General features: G+C 69.4%; 20 protein-coding genes, 1 pseudogene and 1 riboswitch. Of the genes and pseudogenes, 12 read left to right on the forward strand and 9 right to left on the reverse strand.

The window, feature by feature from the left end:
* Window positions 1-225: pseudogene (locus I55_RS02835) on the forward strand (cobyrinic acid a,c-diamide synthase); the annotation flags it as partial.
* Window positions 226-234: 9 nt separating this feature from the next.
* Here I55_RS02835 and I55_RS02840 read toward each other — a convergent pair.
* Entirely contained in the window at window positions 235-1131 is an 897-nt protein-coding gene (locus I55_RS02840) for a LysR family transcriptional regulator (RefSeq protein ID WP_044558984.1), read from the reverse strand.
* Between the two features lie 120 nt (window positions 1132-1251).
* On the opposite strand from I55_RS02840, the gene I55_RS02845 reads away from it, so the two are divergent.
* Both I55_RS02845 and I55_RS02850 read left to right on the forward strand, forming a co-directional pair.
* Window positions 1252-2781: a proton-conducting transporter membrane subunit gene (locus I55_RS02845; RefSeq protein ID WP_044558985.1), complete on the forward strand. Its 1530-nt coding sequence runs from the start codon at window positions 1252-1254 to the stop codon at window positions 2779-2781.
* A gap of 25 nt (window positions 2782-2806) precedes the next feature.
* Window positions 2807-5185, forward strand: coding sequence for a YbcC family protein (locus tag I55_RS02850; protein WP_044558986.1), 2379 nt, complete (start codon window positions 2807-2809; stop codon window positions 5183-5185).
* A gap of 148 nt (window positions 5186-5333) precedes the next feature.
* Here the strand turns inward: I55_RS02850 and galE are convergent, their stop codons facing one another.
* The 3 genes from galE to I55_RS02865 all read right to left on the reverse strand — a co-directional run bounded on the left by galE (window position 5334) and on the right by I55_RS02865 (window position 7700).
* A complete protein-coding gene (gene galE, locus I55_RS02855) occupies window positions 5334-6311 on the reverse strand; it encodes a UDP-glucose 4-epimerase GalE (protein WP_044558987.1) in 978 nt (325 codons plus the stop codon).
* A 308-nt stretch (window positions 6312-6619) separates the two neighbouring features.
* The gene (locus I55_RS02860; RefSeq protein WP_044558988.1) at window positions 6620-7462 is read right to left on the reverse strand and encodes a CbtA family protein; all 843 of its coding nucleotides are present in this window, start codon (window positions 7460-7462) and stop codon (window positions 6620-6622) included.
* Window positions 7463-7481: 19 nt separating this feature from the next.
* Window positions 7482-7700: a CbtB-domain containing protein gene (locus tag I55_RS02865; RefSeq protein WP_044558989.1), complete on the reverse strand. Its 219-nt coding sequence runs from the start codon at window positions 7698-7700 to the stop codon at window positions 7482-7484.
* Window positions 7701-7733: 33 nt separating this feature from the next.
* Window positions 7734-7876: riboswitch (cobalamin riboswitch) on the reverse strand.
* A 26-nt stretch (window positions 7877-7902) separates the two neighbouring features.
* Here I55_RS02865 and I55_RS02870 point away from each other — a divergent pair.
* Entirely contained in the window at window positions 7903-8496 is a 594-nt protein-coding gene (locus I55_RS02870) for a histidine phosphatase family protein (protein ID WP_044558990.1), read from the forward strand.
* On the opposite strand, the gene I55_RS02875 is transcribed toward I55_RS02870, so the two are convergent.
* Window positions 8493-9596 (reverse strand): low specificity L-threonine aldolase, encoded by a 1104-nt coding sequence (locus I55_RS02875; protein ID WP_044559000.1) that lies wholly within the window; start codon window positions 9594-9596, stop codon window positions 8493-8495. The two genes, I55_RS02870 and I55_RS02875, sit on opposite strands and share 4 nt — an antisense overlap.
* A gap of 196 nt (window positions 9597-9792) precedes the next feature.
* On the opposite strand from I55_RS02875, the gene folB reads away from it, so the two are divergent.
* The gene (folB, locus tag I55_RS02880) at window positions 9793-10158 is read left to right on the forward strand and encodes a dihydroneopterin aldolase (protein ID WP_044558991.1); all 366 of its coding nucleotides are present in this window, start codon (window positions 9793-9795) and stop codon (window positions 10156-10158) included.
* Window positions 10159-10169: 11 nt separating this feature from the next.
* Here the strand turns inward: folB and I55_RS02885 are convergent, their stop codons facing one another.
* The gene (locus tag I55_RS02885) at window positions 10170-11138 is read right to left on the reverse strand and encodes a LysR family transcriptional regulator (RefSeq protein ID WP_044558992.1); all 969 of its coding nucleotides are present in this window, start codon (window positions 11136-11138) and stop codon (window positions 10170-10172) included.
* 381 nt (window positions 11139-11519) lie between these two features.
* On the opposite strand from I55_RS02885, the gene I55_RS02890 reads away from it, so the two are divergent.
* The 3 genes from I55_RS02890 to I55_RS34035 all read left to right on the forward strand — a co-directional run bounded on the left by I55_RS02890 (window position 11520) and on the right by I55_RS34035 (window position 15445).
* On the forward strand, window positions 11520-12986 hold the full coding sequence (locus I55_RS02890) for a catalase (RefSeq protein ID WP_044558993.1): 1467 nt from the start codon (window positions 11520-11522) through the stop codon (window positions 12984-12986).
* A 139-nt stretch (window positions 12987-13125) separates the two neighbouring features.
* Window positions 13126-14505 (forward strand): serine hydrolase, encoded by a 1380-nt coding sequence (locus tag I55_RS02895; RefSeq protein ID WP_044558994.1) that lies wholly within the window; start codon window positions 13126-13128, stop codon window positions 14503-14505.
* Between the two features lie 139 nt (window positions 14506-14644).
* On the forward strand, window positions 14645-15445 hold the full coding sequence (locus I55_RS34035) for an FRG domain-containing protein (RefSeq protein WP_083900796.1): 801 nt from the start codon (window positions 14645-14647) through the stop codon (window positions 15443-15445).
* Window positions 15446-15462: 17 nt separating this feature from the next.
* Here the strand turns inward: I55_RS34035 and I55_RS02900 are convergent, their stop codons facing one another.
* The 3 genes from I55_RS02900 to I55_RS36765 form a co-directional block, all read right to left on the reverse strand.
* Window positions 15463-16041, reverse strand: a complete 579-nt coding sequence (locus I55_RS02900) for an NUDIX domain-containing protein (RefSeq protein ID WP_044558995.1) — start codon at window positions 16039-16041, stop codon at window positions 15463-15465.
* A gap of 161 nt (window positions 16042-16202) precedes the next feature.
* The gene (locus I55_RS02905; RefSeq protein ID WP_064742460.1) at window positions 16203-16784 is read right to left on the reverse strand and encodes a chorismate mutase; all 582 of its coding nucleotides are present in this window, start codon (window positions 16782-16784) and stop codon (window positions 16203-16205) included.
* Window positions 16784-16942, reverse strand: coding sequence for a hypothetical protein (locus I55_RS36765; protein ID WP_159107094.1), 159 nt, complete (start codon window positions 16940-16942; stop codon window positions 16784-16786). The genes I55_RS02905 and I55_RS36765 overlap by 1 nt, the downstream gene beginning before the upstream one ends.
* A gap of 213 nt (window positions 16943-17155) precedes the next feature.
* On the opposite strand from I55_RS36765, the gene I55_RS02910 reads away from it, so the two are divergent.
* The 4 genes from I55_RS02910 to I55_RS02925 form a co-directional block, all read left to right on the forward strand.
* Window positions 17156-22594: a hypothetical protein gene (locus I55_RS02910; RefSeq protein WP_044558997.1), complete on the forward strand. Its 5439-nt coding sequence runs from the start codon at window positions 17156-17158 to the stop codon at window positions 22592-22594.
* Window positions 22595-22635: 41 nt separating this feature from the next.
* On the forward strand, window positions 22636-24675 hold the full coding sequence (locus tag I55_RS02915; protein WP_044558998.1) for a glycosyl transferase: 2040 nt from the start codon (window positions 22636-22638) through the stop codon (window positions 24673-24675).
* A gap of 134 nt (window positions 24676-24809) precedes the next feature.
* Window positions 24810-25160, forward strand: a complete 351-nt coding sequence (locus tag I55_RS02920; RefSeq protein ID WP_044558999.1) for a YciI family protein — start codon at window positions 24810-24812, stop codon at window positions 25158-25160.
* Window positions 25161-25285: 125 nt separating this feature from the next.
* On the forward strand, window positions 25286-25989 hold a 704-nt coding region (locus I55_RS02925), incomplete at its 3' end, for a DUF6596 domain-containing protein (RefSeq protein ID WP_286364286.1).

Genomic DNA, 25989 nt, shown 5'->3' on the forward strand with positions numbered 1-25989 from the left:
CTGCACCTGGGCTATCGCCTGGTCACCACGCTGGCCGACATGGCCCTGGGCCCGGCCGGCAGCCGCTTCCGGGGCCATGAGTTCCATTACGCCAGCGTCCTGACCACCGGCGCCGATGCCCCCCTGCTGACGGCGGAAGCCGCCGACGGCACCCTCCTGGGCCCTCTGGGCAGCCGCCGGGGCAATGTGGCGGGGTCCTTCCTGCATCTGATCGCGCGGGCCTGACCGGGCCTCTCAGCCCCGGGTCAACAGCTCCGCCAGCAGCGGGTTGGGGAAGCGGCGGTCCAGGGTCACGGCCAGGAAGCTCTCCACCATGGTGGGCAGGCGCCCGGCCTCCACCAACTGGCCGCCGCCCAGCTCATCCCGCACGACGATGGGCGGAATGACGGCCAAACCGGCATCCTCACGGACCATGAGACGGATCATGGCCATGTCGTCCACCTCCGCCGCGATGCGCACGGTGACGCCCAGTTGCGCCACCAGCGCATCGAACGTCGCGCGCAGCGCCGTCTCCGGCGTGGGCAGGATCAGGGGGTGGCGGATCAGTAGGGTCGCCAGCGGGACGCCATGCCCGGAGCCTTCTGCCGGGGTGGAGCCCAGCCGGGCCGGCGTGCCGATGAGGCTGACCGGCTGCTCATCCAGGCGGTTGATCAGATAGGGGCTGGCAGCATCGCGGGGCGGGGCCAGGTTGGTCAGCACCACATCCAGGGCCAGGCTGTCCAAACCGCGCAGCAGTTCCCCCTGGGAGCCCGAGCGCAGCACGATCTCCACATCCGGGCGACCCAGCAGGGGACGCAGGAAGCCGATCTGGAAGTTCCGCGATAGGGTGGCGAGCGCGCCGACGCGCAAGGCGCGCTGGCCGCCCCGGGCGTTGCGCAAGGTAGCGGCCAGATCCTCCGCCGAGCGGAAGATGGCCTCCGCATGGTCCAAGGCGATGCGCCCCGCCTCCGTCAGGATCAGGCCACGCCCCCGGCGCTCAAACAGGTCGTGGCCCAGGGTGTCCTCCAGCGTGCGCAACTGCGTCGACAGGGCGGAGGGGGAAAGGTTCAGCTGCCGGGCGGCGCCCGTCACCGTGCCCTCGCGTGCGACGGCCCGGAAGAGGCGCAGGTGATGCAGGTTGAGCGAGGCCACGCCGCGAGATTCCAAAAAATCGAATGGATTCCGCTAAAAGATGTAATTTTCTGGAAATTAAGCAAGCGCTATCTCCTGCCTGCGTTTCCAATCCTGGGCCGCGTTTCCCTGGAGAGTTCGATGCCGTTGTCGAGCCTTGCCCCGGCCGTGCCGCTGGTCGCGGCCGCCATCGCCCTGCTGCGCCCCGGCCGCTGCCCGAAACCCATCCCCGTGATCGCCGAGGCGGCGGCATTAGCCGCCTTCGCGCTGTGCCTGGCGGGGGCGGTGCAATTCGCCTTCAAGGGCGTGGGGGATGGCGGGCCGCTGGTGCGCCTGGATGTGGTCAACACCCTGGTGGCGCCGGTTGTCGCCTTCATCGGCTGGGTGGTCACCCGCTACGGCCGCACCTACCTGGATGGCGCGGCGCGGGAGGGGCGTTTCCATGCCCTGATGCTGACGGCCCTGGGCCTGGTGCTGCTGCAGGTGCAGGCGGGTAGCCTGGCGCTGCTGGTGCCGGCGCTGGCGGCCATCGGCTTGGTGCTGCGCCAGTTGCTGCTGTTCTTCCCTGACCGGGCGCCGGCGCGGCGCGCGGCCGCGAAATTCACTCTGGTCTGGGGGGCCGGCGACGCCGCGCTGATCCTGGCCACCGGCCTGCTGTGGCTGGCCTATGGCACCCTGGACATCGCGACCATCGAGGTCGCCGCCCGGCTGGCGCCGCTTCCCCCGGCGGCCGAGGGGGCCATCGGCATGCTGGTCCTGGCCGCCTTGCTAAAGACGGCGGCCTTCCCCCTGCATGGCTGGCTGACCGAGGTGATGGAGGCACCGACGCCCGTGTCGGCCCTGCTGCACGCCGGCATCATCAACAGCGGTGGTCTCCTGCTGATCCGCCTGGCCTGGCTGGTCCAGGCCAGTCCGGCGGCGATGGCGGCGCTGGTGCTGCTGGGCGGGTTCACGGCCCTGTTCGGCGCCCTGGTCATGCTGACCCAAAGCGCCGTCAAGACGGCGCTGGCCTGGTCCACGGTGGCGCAGATGGGCTTCATGCTGCTGCAATGTGGCCTGGGTCTGTGGCCGCTGGCGATGCTGCACATCCTGGCGCACTCGCTCTACAAGGCGCACGCCTTCCTGTCCTCCGGCGGGGCCATCCGGGCGGTGCAGGCCACGCGGCGCCCCGGCCCCGTCGCGGCCCCCGGCGTGGGGGCGGTGGTCCGGGCCTTCGGGCTGGCGCTGGCCCTCTACGGCCTCACCGCCGTCGGCTTCACCCTGCTGGCCGGGCCGAAGTCACCCCAAGCGCTGGCCCTGGGCCTGATCCTGGTGTCCGGCGTCGCCTACCTGGTGGCGCAGGGGCTGGCGGATGCCGCACCCCGGGCCCTGACCCAGCGCACGCTGATCGCCTCCACCGCCGTCACCCTCTCCTACTTCGGGCTGCAGGCCCTGGCGGTGCATGCGGCCGGCGGCACCCTGCCCGCACCGCCGGTGGCCGGCGCGCTGGAATGGGCGCTGATCGGGCTGACCGTCACGTCCTTCTGCGTCGTGGCCGTGGCGCAGGCGCTGTTCCCCCACTGGGCCCACCATCCGGCGGCGGCGGGCCTCAGGGTCCACATCGCCAACGGGTTCTACCTCAACGCCGCCTTCGACCGGCTGATCGGCGGCTTCCGCGCCATCCGGTCCTGACCACAGTCATCCCTGGAGACGACCCATGTTCCACGATCAGCCCGCTATCGCGCCGGCACCGGCCAAGGCCCTGTTCGCGGCGGCCGAGGCGGCGATGCGCGCCGTCCCGCCGGCCTTTCCCCTGGACGCCACCGTGGCGGTCAATCCCTTCATGGGCCAGACCGGGGAAGACTTGGCGCACGCCGCCGCCCGGCTGGCCCGTGTCGCCGGGGTCCGCCTGACCCGCAGCCGCGAGGATTACGCCGCCATGATCGCCGCCGGGGAGATCACCGCCGGCGACCTGGCGGCGGCGCTGGCCGCCTGCTCCCATCCGGGCAAGCCAACCGATGGGACTGCCCTGACGGCGCTGGCCCATCAGCCTAATCCCGCCCCGCAGGCGCTGCCCACCATCGCGGAACTGGCGGCGCGGGCCACCGGTACCGACTGGCCCGCGATCATCCGCCGCTGCCTGGGGCTGTGGGCGGCGGGTCACTTCGACCGGGGGCAGGCCCTGTGGACGCCGGCCCCCGGGTCCTCGGCCTTCGCCGCCTGGCGGGAATGGGCGACCCATGACCTGACACCCGAACTGGCCGGGCTGACAGGCTTCTGCCGCCACGTCGCCCATTGCCCGGACACCCCCGGCCGCGCCCTACTGCGCGCCGCCGCCGCCCTGGACCTGACGCCGGACGCGGCGGAGACCACCTTCCACCGGCTGCTGACCGACCTGGGGGGCTGGGCCCAGCATGCGCGGTGGCTGCAATGGCAGGCCGAACTGGCAGGCGAGAGCGACGGCACGCTGGCCGACCTGCTGGCGATCCGCCTGGTGTGGGAGGAGGCCCTGCTGGCCCATGTGCCGGCGGTGGCCCCGGCCTGGACCGAGGTGCTGGCCGCCCACGCGCGGCCGGTGACGCCGGACGCCGACCTGGTGGTGGACACCATCCTGCAGCATGCGGCGGAAATGGCCTATCAGCGGGGCCTGGATACCCTGCTGCGGGGAAGCGACGCGGTAGCGCCCGGGGACCGGCCCTTGATGCAGGCCGCGTTCTGCATCGACGTGCGCTCCGAACCGTTCCGCCGGGCCCTGGAAAGCCTGGACACCGGCATCGGCACGCTGGGTTTCGCCGGCTTCTTCGGCCTGCCGGTGGAGCACCACCCGGCCGCGTCCGACCTGGGGGAGGCGCGGCTGCCTGTCCTGTTGCCGCCCCGCCTGCGGTCCTGCACCCCCCTGCCGCCCGCCCACGAGCGGCAGCGGCGCATCGCCGCCCGCTCCGCCCGCGCGCTGGGGCGGTTCCGCCAGGCGGCGGTATCCTCCTTCGCCTTCGTGGAGTCGGCGGGCCCCCTGTACGCCGTGAAACTGCTGCGCGACGCCCTGGGCCTGGGCCGTACGCGGGGAGCCGACCCGGCGCCGGCCTTCACGCCCGCCCTGCCGGCGGATGCGAAGGCGGCGACCGCGGCGCAGGTGCTGAAGGCCATGTCGCTGACCCGGGGACACGCGCGCCTGGTGCTGCTGATCGGCCATGGCGCGACGCTGCACAACAACCCGCACCACAGCGCCTATCACTGCGGCGCCTGCGGCGGCCATCAGGGTGATGTCTCCGCCCGCCTGCTGGCGGGCCTGATGAACGATCCGGAGACGCGGGCGGGCTTGCCGGCCCATGGCATCGACCTGCCGGCCGACACCCTGTTCCTGGCCGGCCTGCATGACACGGTGACCGACCGCGTCACCCTGTATACTGAGGGCGCCGGCCGGGATCATGAGGCGGACATCCGCCGCGCCCGCGATTGGCTGGACCGGGCGGGGCGCCAGGTGCGCCTGGAACGGGCGGCGCGCCTTCCCGGCGCCAGCGCGGCATCGCTGGCAGCCCGCGCCCACAACTGGGCGGAGATGCGTCCGGAATGGGGGTTGGCCGGATGTGCCGCCTTCGTCGCCGCGCCCCGGGCCGTCACCGCCTCGGGCGACCTGAAGGGCCGCGCCTTCCTGCATTCCTATGACTGGCGAGAGGACCGCGACTTCGCCACCTTGGAGTTGATCCTGACGGCGCCGGTGGTGGTGGCCAGCTGGATCAGCCTGCAATATTACGGATCGGCCGTGGCGCCCGCGCTGTTCGGTGGCGGGGACAAGCTGATCCACAATGTCACCGCCGGCATCGGCGTGGTGGAGGGCAATGGCGGCATGCTGCGCACCGGCCTGCCCTGGCAAGCCGTCCATGACGGGGAGCGGCTGGCCCATGCACCCCTGCGCCTGTCGGTGCTGGTGGAGGCCCCACGGCACGCCATCGCCGGGGTGCTGGCCCACCACGAGCAGGTGCGGGCGCTGTTCGATAATGGCTGGCTGACCCTGTTCGCCCTGGAGCACGGGCGCATCACCGCGCGCTGGCACCGCGACACCGGTTGGACCGAGGCTGGAGTGGCCCGGGCCGCGTGAGACGGTCGTTCGAACGCGTGTCTCACGATAGGCCAGCACCATGGCGCCGACGACGAGGGGAGTGCGGCGGCCGCATGCCCCTGGGCCCGGCGGGCAGCCGCCGGGACGGCGTGGCGAGGTCCTTCCCGTATTTGATCGCCCGGCCGGTTCAGCGCGACGGAGCCAATACGGCGGCGGCGTGTTGGACCTGCTGGGCCAGGTCGGCATAACGCGGCGCCCACCCCAGGTCGCGGGCGGCACGGGACGGGTCGGCCACCAGGATGGCGGGGTCCCCCGGGCGCCGGTCGGCCAGGCGGATGCGGATGTCCACCCTGGTCGCCGCCTTTACGGCGTCGATGACCTCGCGCACGGAGAAACCACGGCCGGTACCCAGATTGGCCGTCAGCGACGTCCCGCCCGCCAACAACCGCTGCACCGCCAGGGTATGGGCGGAGGCAAGGTCGGCGACATGGACATAGTCGCGGATGCAAGTGCCGTCCGGTGTGTCATAGTCTGTGCCAAAAATCGCGATATCCGGCCGTTGGCCGAACGCCGCCTGCAGGACCAGGGGAATCAGATGGGTTTCCGGCTGATGGTTCTCGCGCAGTTCACCGTCGGGATCGGCGCCCGCCGCGTTGAAATACCGCAGGATGGAGAATCGCAAGCCCTGCGCCGCCGCCACGTCTCCCAGGATCCTTTCGACCATCAGCTTGCTTTGGCCGTAAGGATTGACCGGGTTCAGGCCATGGGTCTCGGGGATGGGTGTGAATTTCGGGTTGCCATAAACCGCCGCCGTTGAGGAGAAGACGATTTTCCCCACGTCGTGGGCACGCATCGCCCGCAGAAGGGACAAGGTTCCCGCCACGTTGTTCTGATAAAAGCGTTCCGGTTCACGGACAGATTCGCCCGCTTCAATGAAGGCGGCGAAATGCATCACGGCCGCCGGCTTATACTCGGCGATCACCGCCGCCAGGCGGGCCTCATCCTCAAGCTTCCCAACTTCGCACGGCCCCCACCGCACCGCATCGCGCACACCATTGGACAAATCGTCATAAACAACGGGGCAGAAGCCGGCCTGCGACAACGCCTTACACGCATGACTGCCCACAAAGCCGGCCCCGCCGGTCACCAGAATGGTCTTATCCATAAAGCCGATCCCCGAGATTAATAGTTAAATTTGGCAATAAAATTGCTAAAATTTTTCTGGCTAGTTGGCCACCATATAGTCCACCTTAATGGAAGACCAGTATTACCTCATCGCCCCTTACGCCAGCCGCAGCACCATGGCGCCGGCGGCGATCAGGCAGGCGGCGGCGGGGCGGGGCCCCCACCCACGCCATGCTGGGGATGCTGGCGCAGATGATCCCTACGCCCAGGGCACCCTGGCCGCGCTTGGCTTCCTCGCCATCGTGCTGGTCCCCTGTCACCGCCCGGTCAGGTATGGCAGCCCCGGTGTCAGAACAGCGCCGGCCGGTCGCCCCGTCGCAACGCCCCCGCATCCCGCGCTTGCGCCCGGTCGCATAGCCAGCCGAAGCCCAGGCCCAGGCCGGCCCACAACGTGGCCTGGATGCCCCATGACGCCAGGCGGAAGCGCCACAGCAACTGCGCCGGGAAACCCTCCGGCACCTCGTCCACCATGGGCAGGACCAGGCCGGCCGCCGCCATGACGGCGACGAACAACAGGCCGCCAGCGAGGCCGGCGTTCCAGGATCCCCAACGCGCCGCCAGGCGGCGGGCGGTGACGACGGCCGTCGCCATGGCGGCGACGGACAGGATCAGCAGCATGAAGAACAGGGCGGTGCGCTGTTGGATGGTGTCGGGATTGCCCACCGCCGGCGGGTTGGCCGGATACTTGAACCCAGGCACCAGCACGATGGCCAGGAAGCCCAGCGCGGCCAGGGTGGCCGCCAGGCCGCGCGGCCCCAGGGCGCCCATGCGGCCCTGGGCGTAGGCATAGGTCAGGGCGAACAGGCCGCCGATGGCGGCGCCGTGGACCAGCAGCCCAGTCAGCAGGCCCCAACCGGCCTGCGTGCCGCGGCTGAAAATCTCTTCCTCCCCATCCGCCGCTTCGGCGCCGTGGTGATGATGGCCGCCCTCAGCGGCGTGCTCATGCGGGGCGACCGTGTCGTGATGGCCGCCATCGGGGTGGTCGCCATCGTGATGATCATGGCCACCGCCAGCCTCCAGCGCGATGGCGCGTTCCACCGGCGGCTCACCGATCAGCGTGGCCACGCCGAAGGCGAGCAATCCCGCCAGGATGCCGATGAGCATCCCGCGGGCCAGCAAAATTCCGATCATGTGAGGGAACCCGCCCGCCTCAGTGGCAGGGGAAGCCCAGCAGGTGGCGGGCGTCGTGCACGAACTCATGCACTTCGCGCCCCTGGATCAGGGAGGTCGCCCCCTGCTCCGCCCCCACGAAATAGAGCATCAGCACCAGCAGCAGCCCGCCGAACACGGCCCAGGGCAGCAGCTGGGCGCCGGAGATCACGGGCAGGGCAAGGGTGGTGGTGCCGGTGTGGGTGGCGGCGTGGACCATTGAAAACGCTCCCTGGGATTACGCGTCCCATATGCGGTCGAACAAGGCGACGGAGGGTCTGGCTTCCGCACGCGACACCCTGGAAAGGGCGAAGCGTTCGGTTACAGTGGCGCGACCGTGCCGGATTTGCACCGGCTTCCCCCATGCGCGGGTGATCCGTGGAATGGTAGGGAGGGGGCGCACCGCGTTCAAGGAATATCTCATGCCGTCCCGCCTGACCCTGCTGGCCCACGCCGCCACCCGCGCCCAGCGCGACGCCGTTTTCGCCCCGGCCGAAACGCCGGCGGAGGAGGCGGGCCTGGCCCAGGCCGCGCGGTTGGCCGAGATCCGCGCCCTGCGCAAGATCGATCGCCTATGGACGGCGCCGGAGGTCCGCGCCCGGCAGACCGCGGATGCGCTGGCCGGCGCCCTGGGCGTGGAGCCGCATGAGGACACGGCCCTGGCCGATCTGGACGTGGGCGCCTGGCAGGGCCGCAGCCTGGCCGACCTGTCGGCCCATGAGGCGGACGCGGTGGCCGCCTGGCTGGGCGATCCGGAGGCCCGCCCCCATGGGGCTGAGTCGCTGGCGCAGTTGCGGGCGCGCGTGGCGGCATGGCTGGAGCATATCCCCATCGAGGGCCACACCCTGGCCGTCACCCACCCGTCCGTGATCCGCATGGCGGTGGCCGTCGTGCTGGAGGCGCCGCTTCCGGCCTTCTGGCGGCTGGACATCGCGCCGCTGTCGCTGACCGATCTGCGCTGGCACCATCGCTGGGCCGTGCGCGCCACCGGGGTGGACACGCACGACTACCGTTAGGCGCCGGCCAGACGGGCGAAGTGGGGCAGCACCTGGGCATTGTCGAGGCTCAGCAGGGTGTCGCCGACATACAGCTCCGTCACGCTCCACCCTGGCACGTCGGCGGGGCGGATCTCGCCCGCCACCCAATGGCCGGTGGTGCGGGCGATGGTGTCCCGCGCTTCCGCCACCTCCTCCGCCGGGCGATCGAAAAAGATGTGCAGCATGTTGGTCTGCGGCACGGCCGGATTCAGCCGGATGCCGGGGATGGCGGCCAGGTGCGCCGCCAGGTCCAGCGCCCGGCGATAGCAGGCGTCCATCTGGCCCAGCCGCGTCTCGAACCGCATGGCGGCGGTGGCGACCATGGGGGTCTGGCGCACCAGCGTGCCGCCCAGGCGTCGCTGCCACAGCCGGGCGTTGGCGATGAAATCGGCGTCGCCCGCCAGCACGGCGCCCGCGATGCCGCCGATGCCCTTGTAGACCGAAACGTAGACGGAGGCGAAGCCGGCCGCGATCTCGGCATAGCCGCGGCCATAATAGGCGCGGCTTTCCCACAGGCGGGCGCCATCCATGTGCAGCGGCAGCTGGCGCGCCCGCGCCAGGTCCTTCAGCGCCTGCAGCTCTTCCCATTCCGGCAGCTGGCCGCCGATCTCGCGCAAGGGCAGTTCCACCAGCAGGCAGGCCAACGGCTGGGACACGGCCGCCAGGTCGCGGGCCAGGATGGGCCGGCGGCGATCACCCACCGGCACGCCGTGGAAGGTGAACAGGGCCTGGTAAGCCTCTTCCTCATGCAGGGCGAGGTGGGAGGTATGGGGCATGCCGAAGCGGGCAACGCCGCTGACCTCCGTCCACAGTCGCATGGCGATCAGTTGCGCCATGACGCCGCTGGGCATGAAGGCCGCCGCCTCCTTGCCCAGCAGGCCGGCCACCGTGCCCTCGAACGCCGTCAGCAGGTCACCCTGGCCATACTGGTCATGGGTGACGCCGTTGGCGTCGCACCAGTCCGCCACCGCCCGGAATTCCTCCGCCGGGGTCAGGGTGCGGAAGCCGGGAAGGACGACCGCGCACTCCTGGCGCAGGCGCTGGCGGGCGGCGGCGAGGTTCCCGGCGGGGGCAGGCATGGGCATGGAATTCCAGTGTTCGGGATCGACGTTTTATGGGGGCCAACGGCGGCGGCCACCCTGCGGGCGCCGCGCCGCCGGCGCAACGGCCAAATCACCCGTCCACATTTATGCCACAGGGGCGCTGAACAAGGGCGCGTGACAGCGGCCCCTGGAACGGGCAGCCTGTGCGCCGCCCCGAACAGGAAAGCACCCCATGACCGACCATATCCTGGTCCACCGCATCGCGATCTACGCCCACCACGGCCTGACGGCCGAGGAAGCCAAGCTGGGGCAGCGCTTCTACATCTCGCTGGACTGCACGCTGGATCTGTCGGTGGCGGGCCGTGCCGACGATTGGGACCTCAGCGTCTGCTACGCCAAGCTGACGGCCGCCACCACCCGCGTGGCCACCGCCCGGCGCTTCATGACCATCGAGGCGGTGGCGGAAGCCGTGGCCGGCACCCTGCTGGAGGAATTCCCCCGCATCGACACCATCACGGTGCAGGTGGACAAACCCTCCGCCCCCGTCCCCGCCATCATCGACGGCGTGTCGGTGCGCATCCAGCGCGCCCGGGGATAAAGTCCCGGCGGTCAGGCCACCGCCTCGACCACCAGGCTGGGGCCAACGCGCCGCTCGGGCCGGACGCCGGCTTGGCCACTCCCCTGCCCCCAGCGATGCACCTGCTGTTCCAGCAGCGACAGGGCCAGGGTGGCGGCATGCGGTAGCTGACGGCCCAGGCGCGTCACCAGGTCGAGGGTGGTGCTATCCGCCTCGACATCACACAAGGGCGTGGCCACCAGGCAGCCGTCCTCCAGATCGGCCAGAACCGCCGCGCGCGGCAGGATGGTGGCGGCCCGGCCACTCAGCGCCAAGTCCCGCATGGTGTGCAGGGAATTGGTGGTGATGGTGGCGCGCAGCCACGCCTGATGCCGCATCTCCGCCGCCGACAGCAGCTGGCGGATGCGGGTGTCGCGGGGCGGCAGGCACAGGTCGTGGCCCGCCAGATCCTGCAGGGTGACCGCGCCCCGCTTGGCCAGGGGATGGTCCGGCCGGCTGACCACCATCAGCGGCTGGCGGGCGGAGGTGCGCACCCGCACCTTGGGGTCGCTGGGGACCTGGACACCAATGGCGATGTGCACCTCGTCATCCACCACCATGCGCACCAGTTCGGCAGTGGAGACGGTGTGCAGCGCCAGCTCCACCCCGGGATAACGGTTCTGAAAGGTGTCCAGCACGCCCTGGACGGACTGCACGGTACAGCCCTCGCCCACCGCCAGTTCCACGGCCCCCATGCGCATGCCGCGCAGGGCCTCCAGCCGGGCGGTGAAGGCCTCGCGATCCGCCATCTGCGCCTGGTAGAAGTCGAACACCATCTGGCCAGCGGTGGTCAGCTTGACCGAGCGGCGGCCGGTTTCCAGCAGGGGCATGCCCATGGCCGCCTCCAGTTGGGCGATCTGCCGGCTGACGGAGGAGACGGCCACGTTCATCTTCTGGCTGGCGGCCCGCATCGACCCGTGGATGGCGGTGGCGTAGAAATACTTCATCGCAACGTCTGACATCTCGCGTCCCTCATCTCCGCTCCGGGTCGCGGTTCCGGGAAACCGCGGTGCCTCAGGTTCATGATCGCGGGGGTGCCCGCCAGCGGCGGCGCAGACGGCAACCAAGCCCCCATCCGCTGCGCAGTGTACGTGCGGCAATGGCAACACTATTGTCCGGAGCAGCGCCGATTTGGCGTTAAGCCTTGTTAAATTTTGCAGGTTTGGATTTTCCACCCGTCCATTCCGGGCCAAGGACCGGCCCGCGCGCATGGGCCTGATGCGGCCCGCGCAACAAGGGTGGGGCCGGGTTGTCAATGAAACCCGACCCACCCTTGTTGCCAAATCCGGGCGTCAGTCCCGGGGGCAACTCCCCTGGGGCCCCCTCTTCATGGAGCCCATCCCATGTCCGACACGCCCAGGCCCCACCTGACGCATGCCACCGGCGCGCCGGTGGTGGACAATCTGAACATCCAGACCGCCGGTCCGCGCGGGCCCGCCCTGCTGCAGGATATCTGGCTGATCGAGAAGCTGGCGCATTTCGATCGCGAGGTGATCCCGGAACGGCGCATGCACGCCAAGGGCAGCGGCGCCTATGGCACGTTCACCGTGACGCAGGACATCACCCGCTACACCAAGGCCGGCATCTTCGCCCAGGTGGGCAAGCAGACGCCGCTGTTCCTGCGCTTCTCCACCGTGGCTGGCGAACGCGGGGCGGCGGATGCGGAGCGCGACATCCGCGGCTTCGCCGTGAAATTCTATACCGACGAGGGCAACTGGGACATCGTGGGCAACAACACGCCCGTGTTCTTCTTCCGCGATCCCTTGCGCTTCCCCGACCTGAACCACGCCGTGAAGCGCGACCCGCGCACCGGCATGCGCAGCGCCAACAACAACTGGGATTTCTGGACCCTGCTGCCCGAGGCGCTACACCAGGTCACCATCGTCATGAGCGAGCGGGGCATCCCCCGCAGCTATCGCCACATGCACGGCTTCGGCAGCCACACCTTCAGCCTGATCAACGCCGCCAACGAGCGGCACTGGGTGAAGTTCCATTTCCGCTGCCAGCAAGGCATCGAGAACCTGAGCGACGCCGAGGCCGAGACGGTGGTGGGCAAAGACCGCGAAAGCCACCAGCGCGACCTGTTCGGCAGCATCGAGGCCGGCGACTTCCCGCGCTGGACCCTGGCCATCCAGATCATGACCGAGGCCCAGGCCAAGGCGCACAAGCACAACCCCTTCGACCTGACCAAGACCTGGCCCAAGGCGGACTACCCCCTGATCGAGGTCGGGGTGATGGAATTGAACCGCAATCCGGAAAACGTCTTCGCCGAGGTGGAGCAGGCCGCCTTCTCCCCGGCCAACATCGTGCCCGGCATCGGCTTCTCCCCCGACAAGATGCTGCAGGCGCGCCTGTTCTCCTACGGCGACGCCCAACGCTACCGCCTGGGCGTGAACTTCAACCACATCCCCGTCAACGCGCCCAAGTGCCCGTTCCACAACAGCTATCACCGCGACGGCGCCATGCGCACCGACGGGAACAAGGGCGCCACGCTGCACTATTACCCCAACAGCTATGGCGAGTGGCCGGACCATCCGGACTTCGCCGAGCCACCCTTGGCGCTGGAGGGGGCCGCCGCCCACTGGGACCACCGGGTGGATGAGGACCATTGGGAACAGCCGGGCATCCTGTTCCGCCAGATGAGCCCGGCCCAGCAGAAGGCCCTGTTCGAGAACACCGCCCGCAGCTTGAGCGGAGCGGAAGGACACATCCAGGAACGCCACATCGCCAACTGCGCCAAGGCCGACCCGGCCTATGGCGAGGGTGTGGCCCAGGCCCTGCGGGCCCTGGCGGTGGCGGCCGTGAGCTGAGGATCGGCGGGTCCGGTTGAACGCCAAGGGGCGATCCTGGTGACGGGTCGCCCCTTGGTCGTTTCCGGCCCCCGCCCCCTCTTCCGCGCAACCGCCGGGAATGACAGGATGGGCATCCCCCAACCGTGACGGAATTCCCATGCGCATCCTGCTTGCCGCCCTGGTCACGGGCAGTCTTCTCCTGTCCGGTGCCGCGCGCGGCGCGGACCTCAGCGCCGACCTGGCGGCCAAGGTGGACGCGGCGGTGACCCAGGCGCTGGCGGAAACGGGCACGCCCGCCGCCTCCATCGCCGTGGTGCGCGATGGCGCCATCGCCTATGTCCATGCCTATGGCCAGGCGCGGCGGGATCCGGCGGTGGCGGCCACGCCGGCGCAGCGCTTCGCCATCGGTTCCGTCTCCAAGCAGTTCACCGCCGCCGCCGTGATGCTGCTGGCGGAGGACGGCGCGCTGTCCCTGGACGACACCGTGGGCAAATTCATCCCCAACCTGACCGATGGCGACCGCATCACCATCCGCCAGGTGCTGAGCCACACGGCGGGTTACCGCGATTTCTGGCCCCAGGACTATGTGCCGGCCTTCATGGAGAAGCCGATCACGGCCGATGGCATCTTCGACCGTTGGGCCCGGGTGCCGTTGGACTTCCAGCCGGGGGAGGCCTGGCAGTATTCCAACACCGGCTTCACCATCGCCGCCCGCATCGTGGAAAAGGCGTCGGGCCAGCCCTTTTTCACCTTCCTGGCCAACCGGGTGCTGAAGCCCCTGGGCCTGGACGCCGCCGACATCGACCAGGGCCCGCTGGGACCCAAGGACGCCGCTGGCTACACCCGCTACGCCCTGGGCCAGCCGCGCCCGGCGCCGAAGGAGGCGCCGGGCTGGCTGATGGGGGCGGCTCAGCTGGCCCTGACGCCGCGGGACCTGGCCCGCTGGGACATCGCGTTGATGGAGCGGAAGCTGCTGAAGCCGGAAAGCTGGCGCGCCATGGAGACGAGTGTGCGCCTGAACAACGGCCAGGACGCGCGCTATGGCCTAGGCCTGACGGTCACCAGCGACGGGGCCGCCCGCCTGTTGCGCCACGGCGGCGAGGTCTCGGGCTTCCTGGCGGAGAACCGGGTGTGGCCGGACCTGGGTGCCGCCATCGTGGTGCTGGTCAACAGCGACTATGGCGACCCTGGCGCCATCGCCCAGAAGATCGGCGCCATCCTGCCCCTGTCGACCCAGCCCAGCGCGGCGGAGACCGCCACCGCCCGCGCATTCCTGGAGGGGCTGGCCCACGGCCAGGCCGACCTCGCCCACCTGACGGCCGATGGCGCCGCCTATTTCACCCCCGCCGCCGTCGCCGACTACGCCGCCACCCTGGGGCCGCTGGGGCCGCTGACGGCCATCAAGCCCCTGGCCCGCCACCTGCGTGGCGGCCTGACGGAGGAGATCTACCAGGCGACCTTCGCCAGCCGCACCGTGCGCATCGTCGCCCGCGCCGACGCCGGCCGGTATGAGCAGTTCATGGTGTATGTGGATTAGATGAATTCAATAGACGGAGAATCCGCAAGTCGTCCAATATGGACGCTCTACCACCATAAAGGGATTTTCTTGCATTTAGAGTCCCCTTAGGATACATCTCCAGATTGTAAAATCGCTTGCAGATACGTAGGAGCGTAAATTGGAAGAAATATTAGCAACATCTTGGGGAGAACTCCAAGATCTACTTTTCCAAGACTCTTGGAACGCAAATATAAGTCGCTTCCGGTCAAATTACGCCTTTAGGGGCCTTAACGACGCGAAACACACGCTTTCTACCAGCTTGATGCGCATGGGCAATCCCTACCCCAAGATGGAGCAAAATCTCCTTAAACAATTCCAGAAATATGCCCACAAACATGTTGTGGAACGAGATACTGAGTGGCATTGGCTCAGCATCGCTCAGCACCATGGCCTCCCCACACGCCTTCTCGATTGGACGTACTCACCATATGTCGCGCTTCACTTCGCCACCAGTTCACTGAACGATTTCAAATGCGACGGAGCGATATGGATGGTTAATTTTGTTGATACCCATTCGTTACTCCAGGCAGCAGAACGTTCCGAGTTACAAAATTTTGGAGCTAACATATTTTCAATGGACATGCTTGTACGAACAATTCCAGACATCAACACATTAGATAATAAACATTCATCTGCGTATGATGCAGCTATATTTTTCGAGCCTCCGACTATAGACGAAAGAATAATCAATCAATTTGCATATTTTTCAGTCCTAAGTAATCCAAATTTAACATTTGATGACTGGCTTCAAGAGCCCTATGCAAAAGATAGGGTGCGAAGTTATAAAATAACCATACCGGCCCGCTTGAAATGGGAAATCCGAGATAAACTTGATCAGGCCAATATTAACGAAAGAATATTAATGCCCGGACTGGATGGCCTTTGTGCTTGGCTAAAAAGACACTATACTCCCACCTAAGAGAATGCATGCATTCATTATAATGCTAGACCGTTTATCTTCAAATACTGCAGCAACATGATGGTCTTACCATCCAAGATACGTCCATCGGTGACCATAGCCATGGCCTCCTCTAGCGTAGTCTCCAAAACTTCAATATCTTCGCCTTCAGTTGCGAGGCCACCACCTGTGCCTATGCGATCTGCGATGCTGTAGGGTGCAATAAAGAAAGTTAAGCGTTCAGTCACTGAACTGGGACTCATATATGCTTCAAACACCTTGCGGGCGGCGCCGATGCGGCAGCCCGCCTCCTCCTCCGCCTCTCGGCGGATGGTTTCCTCCGGCGAGGTGTCGTCCAGCAGGCCGGCCACCGCTTCGATCATCGGGCCGGTGTGGCCGGCGACGTAGGCGGCGAAGCGGAACTGGCTGACCAGCAGCACGGTGCCGCGTTCGGCGTCATAGGGCAGGATGACCGCGCCGTGCCCACGGTCGTAGACCTCCCGGCTCAGGGTCTGCCAGTCGCCATCACGGCGGCGATAATCGAAGGTGACCTTGCTGAGGGTGGCCCAGCCCTTGGACAGGAGCTGTTCCTCACGCACGCGGATACGGTCTTTCATGGGCAAGGGAGTGTCTTTCGCCGCCGGGGTCTGGAAAAACCATACTGTCCCAAGACCGGTTCCGGCCGCATCCCCCGACGCGTGGGCGGCACCTGCGCCTTTCCTGCAGGGCTAAGCGGTTCCGAGCCCGCCCATGTGGGGGCGAAGTTCGAAAAGTCCGCTTAGCCGCCGCAGACCCCCGCCAGCGCACGGTCCAGCGCGATCGCGTCCAGGGTGCCGGCCGGCAGTTGGCGGCGGTAGAGATAGTCGCCCACCGCGGCCGCCACCTCCGCCCGGCAGCTCTTGCGGGTCCGCAGGGACGCCACGCCGGGCAGCGCCGCCATCATGGCCTTCTGCGCGACGTCCAGCTGTGGGCGCACGTCGCGCACCAGATCCACCGGCGCGTGGTCCGGCGCCGCGCCGCCCCGGTTCCAGTCGGCCAGCAGACCGTACTGCACCAGCTTGTTGGCCTCGATCTGCGCGCGGAAGACGCCGGCAACCCAGATACGCTCCAGGCCCTGCCCCTCGCCCTGGCTCACGGCGCTCATGATCACCACGGCCTCGCGTCCGCCATCCTCCACCGCCGCGCCGCTGTCCCATTTCGACAGGGCCACCTGGCGGGCCAGCGCCAGCCGGTCGGCCGAGGCCTCCACGAGGATGCGCAGGCTGTCGGCCGCGTCGGCCGGGGGTGCCGCCACCGCCGGCACCATGAGGCTGGACCAAACCCCTAACACCACACACGTCAGCAGGCGCCGGCATACCATCAGCGACCATCCGTTCCGGTAAAGAAATGATCCCCCCGAGGCAAGGCGGCGGTATCCAGCAGCGTCTCGCCCGGTCGGTTGGCGTGGCCATACGGCCCGCCTGCACCGGCCCCCGTCAGCAGGGACAGGAAGCGGCGGTCATGGAGCGCGACGGTCATGGTCCCCTTCCTGGTGGCTTAGAGCGGGCCGACACCCCATCACACTGGCGCGGGGATGGGTTCGCCGACAAGCGGAATTCCGGGGGGCCTCCCCACCCCTGGTCCATTTTGTCGCAGGCTGGTCGGGAAAAACCGCCTGTTACCGGCCCCGCCCCCGTTCAAGGAACAAGAACAGCCACGCTTCCGTGGCGGTTAAGGGGTGCCGCGTTTCCCATGGTTTCCGCCGTCTCCTCCATGACGGTGACGCAGATCGCGTCGCTGTCCACCTCCGCCATCCAGGCGCTGACGGCGACGGACATCGCGGCGCTCAGCCTGACCCAGATCGGCGCCCTGACGACGGAAGAGATCGAGGCGCTAAGCGGCACGCAGTTGGCGGAATTGTCCACCAAGCAGATGGCGGGCCTGACCACCACCCAGATATCGGCGCTGACCACCGGACAGATCACCTTCAGCGCCGCGCAGTTCCACGTGCTGCTGGCGGCCCAGATCGCCGCCTTCGGCGCCGACGAAATCGCGGTTCTGACCACCACCCAGCTGCAGGGCATCACCACCACCGGCATCGCGGCGCTGACCGTGACCCAGGCGGGCGCCTTGACCACGACGGAAATCCAAGGTCTGACCACCACCCAGATCAAGGCCCTGGAGGTGACGGACCTGGCGGCGCTGGACGCCAGCCAGTTCGCCGCCCTGACGACCCAGCAGGTGGCGGCCCTGACCGCCACGCAGATCAAGAGCCTGACCGCCACCCAGCTGCAATCCCTGTCCGACACCCAGCTGGCGGCCCTGACCGCGACCCAGCTGGCCGCCTTGACCACCACCCAGATCGGAACCCTGACCACCACGGAGATCGCCGCCCTGACGGCCACCCAGGTCAAGGGCCTGACCAGGACGGAGATGGCGGCCTTCAGCCTGACGCAGCTGGACGCGCTGACGGTCACGCAGATGGCGGCGCTGACCAACACGGCCCTGGCCGGGCTGACATCCACGGAACTGGCCAGCCTGGAGACGACGCAACTGGCGGCGCTGACGGCGACGCAGATCGCCGCGCTGACCGGCACCGCCCTGACCGGCCTGACGGCGACCGAGATCCAGGCGCTGACCACCACCCAGGTGAAGGGCCTGACCAGCACCCAGATCAACTACCTGGCCGACACCCAGCTGGCGGCCCTGAGCGCCGACCAGATCGGGGCCCTGAGCGCCGCCCAGATGAAGGGACTGAGCGCGACCGACATCGGCGCGCTGAGCACGGGGCAACTGGCCGCGCTCAGCGTCACCCAGATGGCGGGATTGACCGCCACGCAGGCCAAGGGTCTGACGGTGACGGAGATCGCCGCCCTGACCACCACCCAGGTGGGCGCCCTGAGCGCCGCGGCCCTGGCCGCGCTGTCGACCACGCAGCTGGCCGCCCTGGGCGTCGATCAAATCGCGACGCTGACCACCACCCAGGTCAAGGGCCTGACGGTGACGCAGGTGGCAAGCCTGGCCGACACCCAGCTGGCCACCCTGTCGGCCACCCAGGTCGCGGCCCTGACCACCACCCAGGCCAAGGCCCTGACGGCGACTGAGGTCGCTGGCCTCGGCACCACCCAGATCGCCGCCCTGTCGGCGGCCCAGCTGGCGGCGTTCAGCCTGGCCAGCGCCGCGGCGCTGACCACCGACCAGCTGGCGGTGCTGACCACCACCCAACTGCGGGGCCTGACCGCCACCGAGATATCCAAGCTCAGCACCACCCAGATCGCGGCCCTGTCGGCCACCCAGGTGGCGGCCCTGACCGTCACCCAGGTGAAGGGCCTGACGGTGACGGAGCTGGCGGCCCTCAGCGACACGCAGGTGGACGCCCTGACGGCCACGCAGCTGGCGGCGCTGACCACCACCCAGATCAAAGGCCTGACCACCACCGAGCTGGCGGATCTGTCGACGACGCAACTGGCGGCGCTGTCGGCGACCCAGATGGGCGCCCTGACCACCACCCAGATCGGCGCGCTGACGGCAACGCAGCTGGCGGGCCTGACCGCCACCCAGGTCAAGGGCATCTCCGCCGCCGATATCGCCGCCCTGTCGTCCGACCAGGTCGCGGCGCTGACGGTGACGCAGGTGGCGGCACTGACCACCACCCAGGTGAAGGGCCTGACGGCGACGGAGGTGGGTGAACTGTCGACGGCGCAGCTGGCGGCACTGACCGCCACCCAGATGGGCGCCCTGTCGGTATCGGGCATCGGCGGCCTGACGACGGCGGAGATCGCGACCCTGACCATCACCCAGGTGCGGGGCATCAGCACCACCGATCTGGCCGCCCTGTCCCTGGACCAGCTGGCGGTCCTGTCGTCCGACCAGATGGCGGCCCTGACGGTGACCCAGGTGCGGGGCCTGACGACGACGGAGGTCACGGCCCTGTCCGCCACCCAGCTGGCGGCGCTGACCACCACCCAGATCGCCGGCCTGACCACCACCGGGGCCAGCACCCTGACGGCCACGGCGGTTGACCAGCTGACCACCACCCAGGTGGCGGCACTGACATCCACCGCCATCGCGGCCCTGACCACCACCCAGATCGCGGTGTTGGACACGGATCAGATCGCCGCCATCTCCACCAAGGCCATCAGCGGCCTGACCAAGACGGAGCTGGCGGCGCTGTCGACCGACCAGCTGGCGGCCCTTTCGGCGACGCAATTGGCGGCGCTGAGCACCACCCAGATCAAGAACCTGACGGCCACCGCCGTCGCGGCCTTGAGCAGCGACCAGGTGGCGGGCCTGACCACCACCCAGATCGCGGCATTGACGACCACCGGGATCGCAGCCTTGACAGCAACGGAGATCGCCGGCCTGGGCACCCAGCAGATCAAGGCCCTGACCACCACCGCCATCGTCGCCCTGGCCGACACCCAGCTGGCGGCCTTGAGCGCCACCCAGATCGGCGCCATGACCACCACCCAGGTCAAGGCCCTGACCGCGACGGAGGTGGAGGAACTGTCGGACGACCAGCTGGACGCCCTGACATCCACCCAGATCGGGGTGCTGACCACCACCGCCCTGGCGGGGTTGAGCGAGACGGACATCGCCACGCTGACCACCGACCAGGTGGCCGGCCTGACGACGACGGAGATCGCGGCCCTGGCCGACACCCAGCTGGCGTCGCTCTCGGCCGACCAGCTGGCGGCCCTGACCACCACCCAGGTGAAGGGCCTGACCGCGACGGAGGCCAGCCTGCTGAGCGTGGACCAGTTGGCGGGCCTCAGCACCACCCAGATCGCGGCGTTGACCACCAGCGCCATCGGCGGCCTGACGGAGACGGCGATCGACAGCCTGTCGGATGACCAGCTGGCGGCATTGACCGCCACCCAGATGGGTGCCCTGTCCACCACCGCCATGGGCCAGATGACCGCCACCATGATCGCGGGCCTCAGCACCACCCAGGTGGCGGGGCTCAGCGTCTCCGCCCTGGCGGCATTGACCTTGACCCAGCTGGCGGCGCTGACCACCACCCAGGTGTCGGCGTTGACCACCACCCAGATGAAGGCCCTGACGGACACGGAGGTGGCCGCCCTGTCGGATGACCAGCTGGCGGCCCTCAGCACCAGCCAGATCGCGGCCCTCAGCACCACGGGCGTCAGCGGCCTGACGCAAACCCAGCTGGGCGTCCTGACCACGACACAGCTGGCCGCCCTGACCAGCACGGAGATCGGGGCCCTGAACACCACGCTGTTCGCCGCCCTGACGGCGGACCAGATCGGGGCCCTGACCACCACCCAGGTGAAGGGCCTGACGGCGGATGAGATCGCGGCCCTGTCGACCGACCAGCTGGCGGCCCTCAGCGCATCGCAGATCGCGGCACTGTCCAGTTCCGGTGTCGGCGGCTTCACCGCGACGGAGGTGGTGGCCCTGACCACCACCCAGTTCTCGGCCTTGACCAGCACCGAGCTGTCGGCGCTGAGCAGCACGGCGATCGCCGCATTGACCACGGACCAGATCGCGGCCCTGACCACCATCCAGATCAGCGGCCTGATCGCCACCAAGGCGGCGGCGTTGACCACCACCCAGCTGGCAGCGCTGAGCACCACGCAGCTCGCCGCCTTCACCACCACGGCCATCGGCGGCCTGACGGCGACGGAGGTGACGGCCCTGTCGACGGCACAACTGCAACGCCTGACCACCACGCAGATGGCCGCCATCTCCACCACCGCCCTGACCGGGTTGACGGCAACCCAGGTCGCGACCCTGACCACCACCCAGCTGCGCGCCCTGACGTCCACCCAGGTGGGCACCCTGACCAGCACGGCGGTGGCGGCGCTGACCACCACCGATATCGCGGCCTTGACCACAACCCAGATCAAGGGCCTGACCGCGACGGAGCTGGGTGAACTGACCACCGACCAGTTGGCGGCGCTGACCACCACCCAGGTGGCGGTGCTGAGCACCCTCGCCGTGGCCGGGCTGACGGCGACGGAAGTGGCAGCGCTGAGCACGGCGCAGCTGGCGTCCCTGTCGTCCACCCAGATCGCGGCGCTCAGCACCACGGGTGTCGCCGGCCTGACGTCGGCGGAGGTGGCGGCGCTGACCACCACCCAGGTGAAGGGCCTGACCGCGACCGAGATCGGCGCCCTGTCCGGGACTCAGATCGCCGCCCTGACGACTACGCAGGTGGGGGTGATGTCGGCCACCCAGTTCAAGGGCCTGACCGCGACCGAGGTGTCGGCGCTGACGTCCGCCCAGTTGGCCAGCCTGACCACGACCCAGATGGCATCCTTCAGCACCACGGGCATCGCTGGGCTGACATCGGACCAGGTGGCGCTGCTGACCACCACCCAGGTGACGGCCCTGAGCGCCACCGAGATCGGCGCCCTGTCCAGCGACGCCGTCGCGGCCCTGAGCGCCGACGCGCTGGACGCGCTGACCACCACCCAGATCGCCGGCCTGACCGAGACGGGGATCGAGGCGCTGACCGCCACGCAGTGGGGTGAGCTGACGACGACGCAGATCGCGGCATTATCCACCACCGCCATCGCCGACATGACGGAAACGGCGGTGGCCGCCATGACCACCACCCAGCTGGCGGCGCTGACCGCCACCCAGGTTGGCGCCCTGTCCACCACCGGCGTGGGCGCCCTGACGGCGACGGAGCTGGCGCTGCTGACCACCACCCAGCTGACGGCCCTGACGGCGACGCAGATCGCCGCGCTGTCCACCACCGCCATCGGCGGCCTGACGGCCACGGAGCTGAAGGCGCTGAACACCACCCAGATCGACGCGCTGACCCGCATCCAGCTGCGCGCCCTGACCACGACGCAGCTGGCGGCGTTCACCGGCACGCAGCTGGCGGCGCTGACCACCAACCAGATCACCAACCTGACGGTGACGGAGCTGCAGTCGCTGAGCGCCAGCCAGTTCGCGGCCATGACCAGCACCCTGCTGGGGGCGATGACCACCACCCAGATCAGCTATCTGACGACGACGGAGGTGGCCGCCCTGACCGCCACCCAGCTGGCGGGCCTAACCACCAGCCAGATCGGCGCCCTAGCGGATACCGAGATCGCCATGCTGACGGCTGACCAGATCGACAGCCTGACCGCCACCCAGATCGACGCCTTCACCACCACCCAGATGGCCGGCATGACCGAAACGCAGCTGGCCGCCCTGCAAGCCGCCGTGACCTGATGCCCGACGATTTGACGCCCCCTGGCTTGACGCCCTCTGGCTTGACGCCCCCCTCTCTGCCCGCCACCCCGGGGCAATCGCTGGATCTGAGCCGTCTGATCCAGACGGCGGACGCGCTGCGCCGGGCCGGCCTGTTCCCCCAGGCGCGCCTGCTGTACGACCGCTGGGTGGCGGAGAACCCGGACCACCCGCTGCTGTACGCCACCCTGTTCAACCACGGCGTCATGCTGACCGAGGCGGGTGACCTGGCAGCGGCGCGCGACTGCCTGCAGCGGGCGGTGACCCTGAACCCCGACTTCCACCCGGCGGCCATCAATTTGGGCCGCGTGCTGGAACGGCTGGCGGGACCGGGGCAGGCGCTGGCGCAGTGGCAGGCGGCTGTGGCGCGCCTGTCACCGGTGACCGGCGGTGCCATCCACCACAAGACGGTGGCCCTGAACCAGTCCGCCCGCGTGCTGGAGGCCATGGGCCAGGACGCAGCGGCCGAAGCCCAGTTGCGCCAGAGCCTGGACATCGCCCCCCACCAGGCGGAGGTGGCGCAGCACCTGCTGGCCCTGCGTCAGCGCCAATGCGCTTGGCCGGTGGTGCAGCCCTGGGACCGAATGGACGCCGCCACCTTACGCGGCGGCCTGTCGCCCTTGTCCGTGGCCGCGCACACCGACGACCCCCTGCTGCACCTGGCCATGGCCTGGCACTACAACAAGACGGACGTGGGAATACCGGCGACCCCGCCCATCACCGACCATTGGGCGGCCCGCACCGCCCGACGGGATGGGCCGCTGCGCATCGGCTATCTCTCCTCGGACCTGCGCGAACACGCGGTGGGGCACCTGATGGCGGAGGTCTTCGCCCTGCACGACCCGGCGGCAGTCGAGGTGCACGCCTATTACTGCGGCCCCCAAATCGACGGGGGCACGGAGGACGCCTTGCATGCCCGCTTTCGCGCCAGCGCCCACCGCTGGACCGACCTGGCCGGGCTTGACGATGCCACCGCCGCACGGCGCATGGCCGACGACGGCATCCAGATCCTGGTGGACGTGAACGGCTACACCCGCGAGGGCCGGCCCAAGCTGCTGGCGCTGCGCCCCGCCCCAATCATCGTCAACTGGCTGGGCTTCCCCGGCACCACGGGCAGCCCCTACCACCACTACATCATCGCCGACGACTGGATCATTCCGCCGGCGTCCGAGCGTTTTTACAGCGAGCGGGTGGTGCGCCTGCCCTGCTATCAGCCCAACGACCGGCAGCGGACGGTGGCGGCGGAGCGGCCGACCCGCGAACAGGCGGGCCTGCCGGCCGAGGGCACGGTGTTCTGCTGCTTCAACGGCGCCCACAAGATCACGCCCCACACCTTCGACCGCTGGCTGACCATCCTGGCCCGCGTGCCGGACAGCGTGTTGTGGCTGCTGTCCAGCACCGACGACGCGCACGCCCGCCTGCGCGCCGTGGCGGCGGAGCGGGGTGTGGCGCCGGAGCGGCTGGTGTTCGCGCCCAAGCTGGCCAACCCCCAGCATCTGGCGCGATACCCCCTGGCCGACCTGTTCCTGGACACCTGCCCCTACGGTGCCCACACCACCGCCAGCGACGCCTTGTGGATGGGGGTGCCGGTGCTGACCCTGGACGGCAGAGGATTCGCGGCACGGGTCTGCGGCAGCCTGGTGCGGGCCGCCGGCCTGCCCGAGCTGGTCTGCGCCGGCCCGCGCGACTATGTCGACCGCGCCGTGGCCCTGGGCCGCGATCCGGACCTGCGCCAACACTACCGCGACCGCCTGGCCGCCAACCGCGACACCTGCACCCTGTTCGACATGCCGGGCCTGGTGCGGTCGCTGGAGGGGCTGTACGCGGGCATGTGGGCCGACTGCCTGCAAGGCCGGCTGCCCCGCCCCGACCTGCGCAACCTGGACGTCTATTGGGAGGTGGGCACGGCCCAGGACCATGAGGGGGTGGAGGTCCAGGCCCTGGCCGACTACACGGCGTGGTGGCGGGAACCCCTGGCCCGCCGCCACGCCCACCGGCCCATCCCGCCGGACGGTCGGATGTGGGGGGAGGAGTGGGGCACCTCCTTAGACGCCGCCTCTTGAGACGCCCTCTTGAGGCTTTGCGGAAAATTTTCCACGCTGGGCGGGACGCGCTGTCGATTCCGGCACCCCTCGCGCGTCTCTTGGGGCACAGGGCGCCCGGAGGCGCCCCCAACCCGCGATGGAAAGGCTTTCCCATGCACTACGCCCTGCTGATTTACGAGGATGAGGCCATCTACGGCGATGAGCCGGACAGCCCGGCCCTGCAGGCCATCATCGGCCAGCACATGGCCTTCGCCGGGAGCCTGGGCGCCGCCCGGGTGGGCGGGGCCGGCCTGGCCGGGACCGACAGCGCCACCACGGTGCGCACCACCGGTGGGGTGAAGACGGTGCACGACGGCCCCTACGCCGAGACCAAGGAGCAACTGGGCGGCTTCTATCTGATCGAGGCGCCGGACCTGGACGCCGCCCTGGCCATCGCGCGGCGGGTACCCCTGGCCGCCAACGGCGCCATCGAGGTGCGGCCCCTGCTGGAGACGCCGACCTGAGCGGCACGCCGGAAACCGGCACGTCACCGGCGCGGGCCCTGCTGGACAGGCAGGCCCGCGACCGGGGGCGGCTGATCGCGGCCCTGGCAGCCAAGTTCCGCGACCTGGACATCGCGGAGGAGGCGGTGGCCGAGGCTTATGCCCGCGCGGCGGAAAGCTGGCGGGACGAGGCCCTGCCAGGACACCCCGACGCCTGGCTGTACCGGGTGGCGGAACGGACGGCGCTGGACCTGCTGCGCCGCCGCCGGACGGCCGCCCGCCTGGCCCCGGACCCCCCACCACCCGTGCCCAGCGCGGAGGACCTGGCCCTGGACGACGATCGGCTGATCCCGGATGAGCGGCTGCGCCTGATCTTCGTCTGCTGCCACCCCGCCGTGGCGGTGGAGGCGCGGGCCGCCCTGACCCTGCGCCTGGTGTGCGGCCTGACGACGGCGGAGATCGCCAGCGCCTTCCTGCTGCCGGAGCCGACGCTGGCCCAGCGACTGGTGCGGGCCAAGCGCAAGATCGCCCAGGCGGGCGTCCCCTTCGAGATACCGGGCCCCGCCGCCTGGCCCGAGCGGCGGGACGCCGTGCTGTCGACGCTGGAGGTCGCCTACGCCAAGGCGCATGAGGACGCGGCCGGCGCCGGCCCGCACGCCGGGTATGCCACCGAAATCCTGGGCCTGACCCAGGTGCTGGCCGAGCTGCTGCCGGGGGAGGCGGAGGTGCTGTCCCTGGCCGCCCTGGTCCGCTATGCCGAGGCGCGGCGNCCGGCGCGCCTGGATGCGGACGGCGCCTCCGTCCCCCTGGCGGAGCAGGACCCCGTCCTGTGGCGCCGGGACCTGATCGC

The organism is Azospirillum sp. B4 (genome assembly GCF_000333275.1).
GTDB lineage: Bacteria > Pseudomonadota > Alphaproteobacteria > Azospirillales > Azospirillaceae > Nitrospirillum.

Bases quoted from the DNA above. Each gene is read 5' to 3' on its own strand.
- I55_RS02845 (WP_044558985.1), top strand. From the start codon at position 1,252: ATGCCGTTGTCGAGCCTTGCCCCGGCCGTGCCGCTGGTCGCGGCCGCC.
- I55_RS02850 (WP_044558986.1), top strand. From the start codon at position 2,807: ATGTTCCACGATCAGCCCGCTATCGCGCCGGCACCGGCCAAGGCCCTG.
- galE (WP_044558987.1), bottom strand. From the start codon at position 6,311: ATGGATAAGACCATTCTGGTGACCGGCGGGGCCGGCTTTGTGGGCAGT.
- I55_RS02860 (WP_044558988.1), bottom strand. From the start codon at position 7,462: ATGATCGGAATTTTGCTGGCCCGCGGGATGCTCATCGGCATCCTGGCG.
- I55_RS02865 (WP_044558989.1), bottom strand. From the start codon at position 7,700: ATGGTCCACGCCGCCACCCACACCGGCACCACCACCCTTGCCCTGCCC.
- I55_RS02870 (WP_044558990.1), top strand. From the start codon at position 7,903: ATGCCGTCCCGCCTGACCCTGCTGGCCCACGCCGCCACCCGCGCCCAG.
- I55_RS02875 (WP_044559000.1), bottom strand. From the start codon at position 9,596: ATGCCTGCCCCCGCCGGGAACCTCGCCGCCGCCCGCCAGCGCCTGCGC.
- folB (WP_044558991.1), top strand. From the start codon at position 9,793: ATGACCGACCATATCCTGGTCCACCGCATCGCGATCTACGCCCACCAC.
- I55_RS02885 (WP_044558992.1), bottom strand. From the start codon at position 11,138: ATGTCAGACGTTGCGATGAAGTATTTCTACGCCACCGCCATCCACGGG.
- I55_RS02890 (WP_044558993.1), top strand. From the start codon at position 11,520: ATGTCCGACACGCCCAGGCCCCACCTGACGCATGCCACCGGCGCGCCG.
- I55_RS02895 (WP_044558994.1), top strand. From the start codon at position 13,126: ATGCGCATCCTGCTTGCCGCCCTGGTCACGGGCAGTCTTCTCCTGTCC.
- I55_RS02900 (WP_044558995.1), bottom strand. From the start codon at position 16,041: ATGAAAGACCGTATCCGCGTGCGTGAGGAACAGCTCCTGTCCAAGGGC.
- I55_RS02905 (WP_064742460.1), bottom strand. From the start codon at position 16,784: ATGGTATGCCGGCGCCTGCTGACGTGTGTGGTGTTAGGGGTTTGGTCC.
- I55_RS36765 (WP_159107094.1), bottom strand. From the start codon at position 16,942: ATGACCGTCGCGCTCCATGACCGCCGCTTCCTGTCCCTGCTGACGGGG.
- I55_RS02910 (WP_044558997.1), top strand. From the start codon at position 17,156: ATGGTTTCCGCCGTCTCCTCCATGACGGTGACGCAGATCGCGTCGCTG.
- I55_RS02920 (WP_044558999.1), top strand. From the start codon at position 24,810: ATGCACTACGCCCTGCTGATTTACGAGGATGAGGCCATCTACGGCGAT.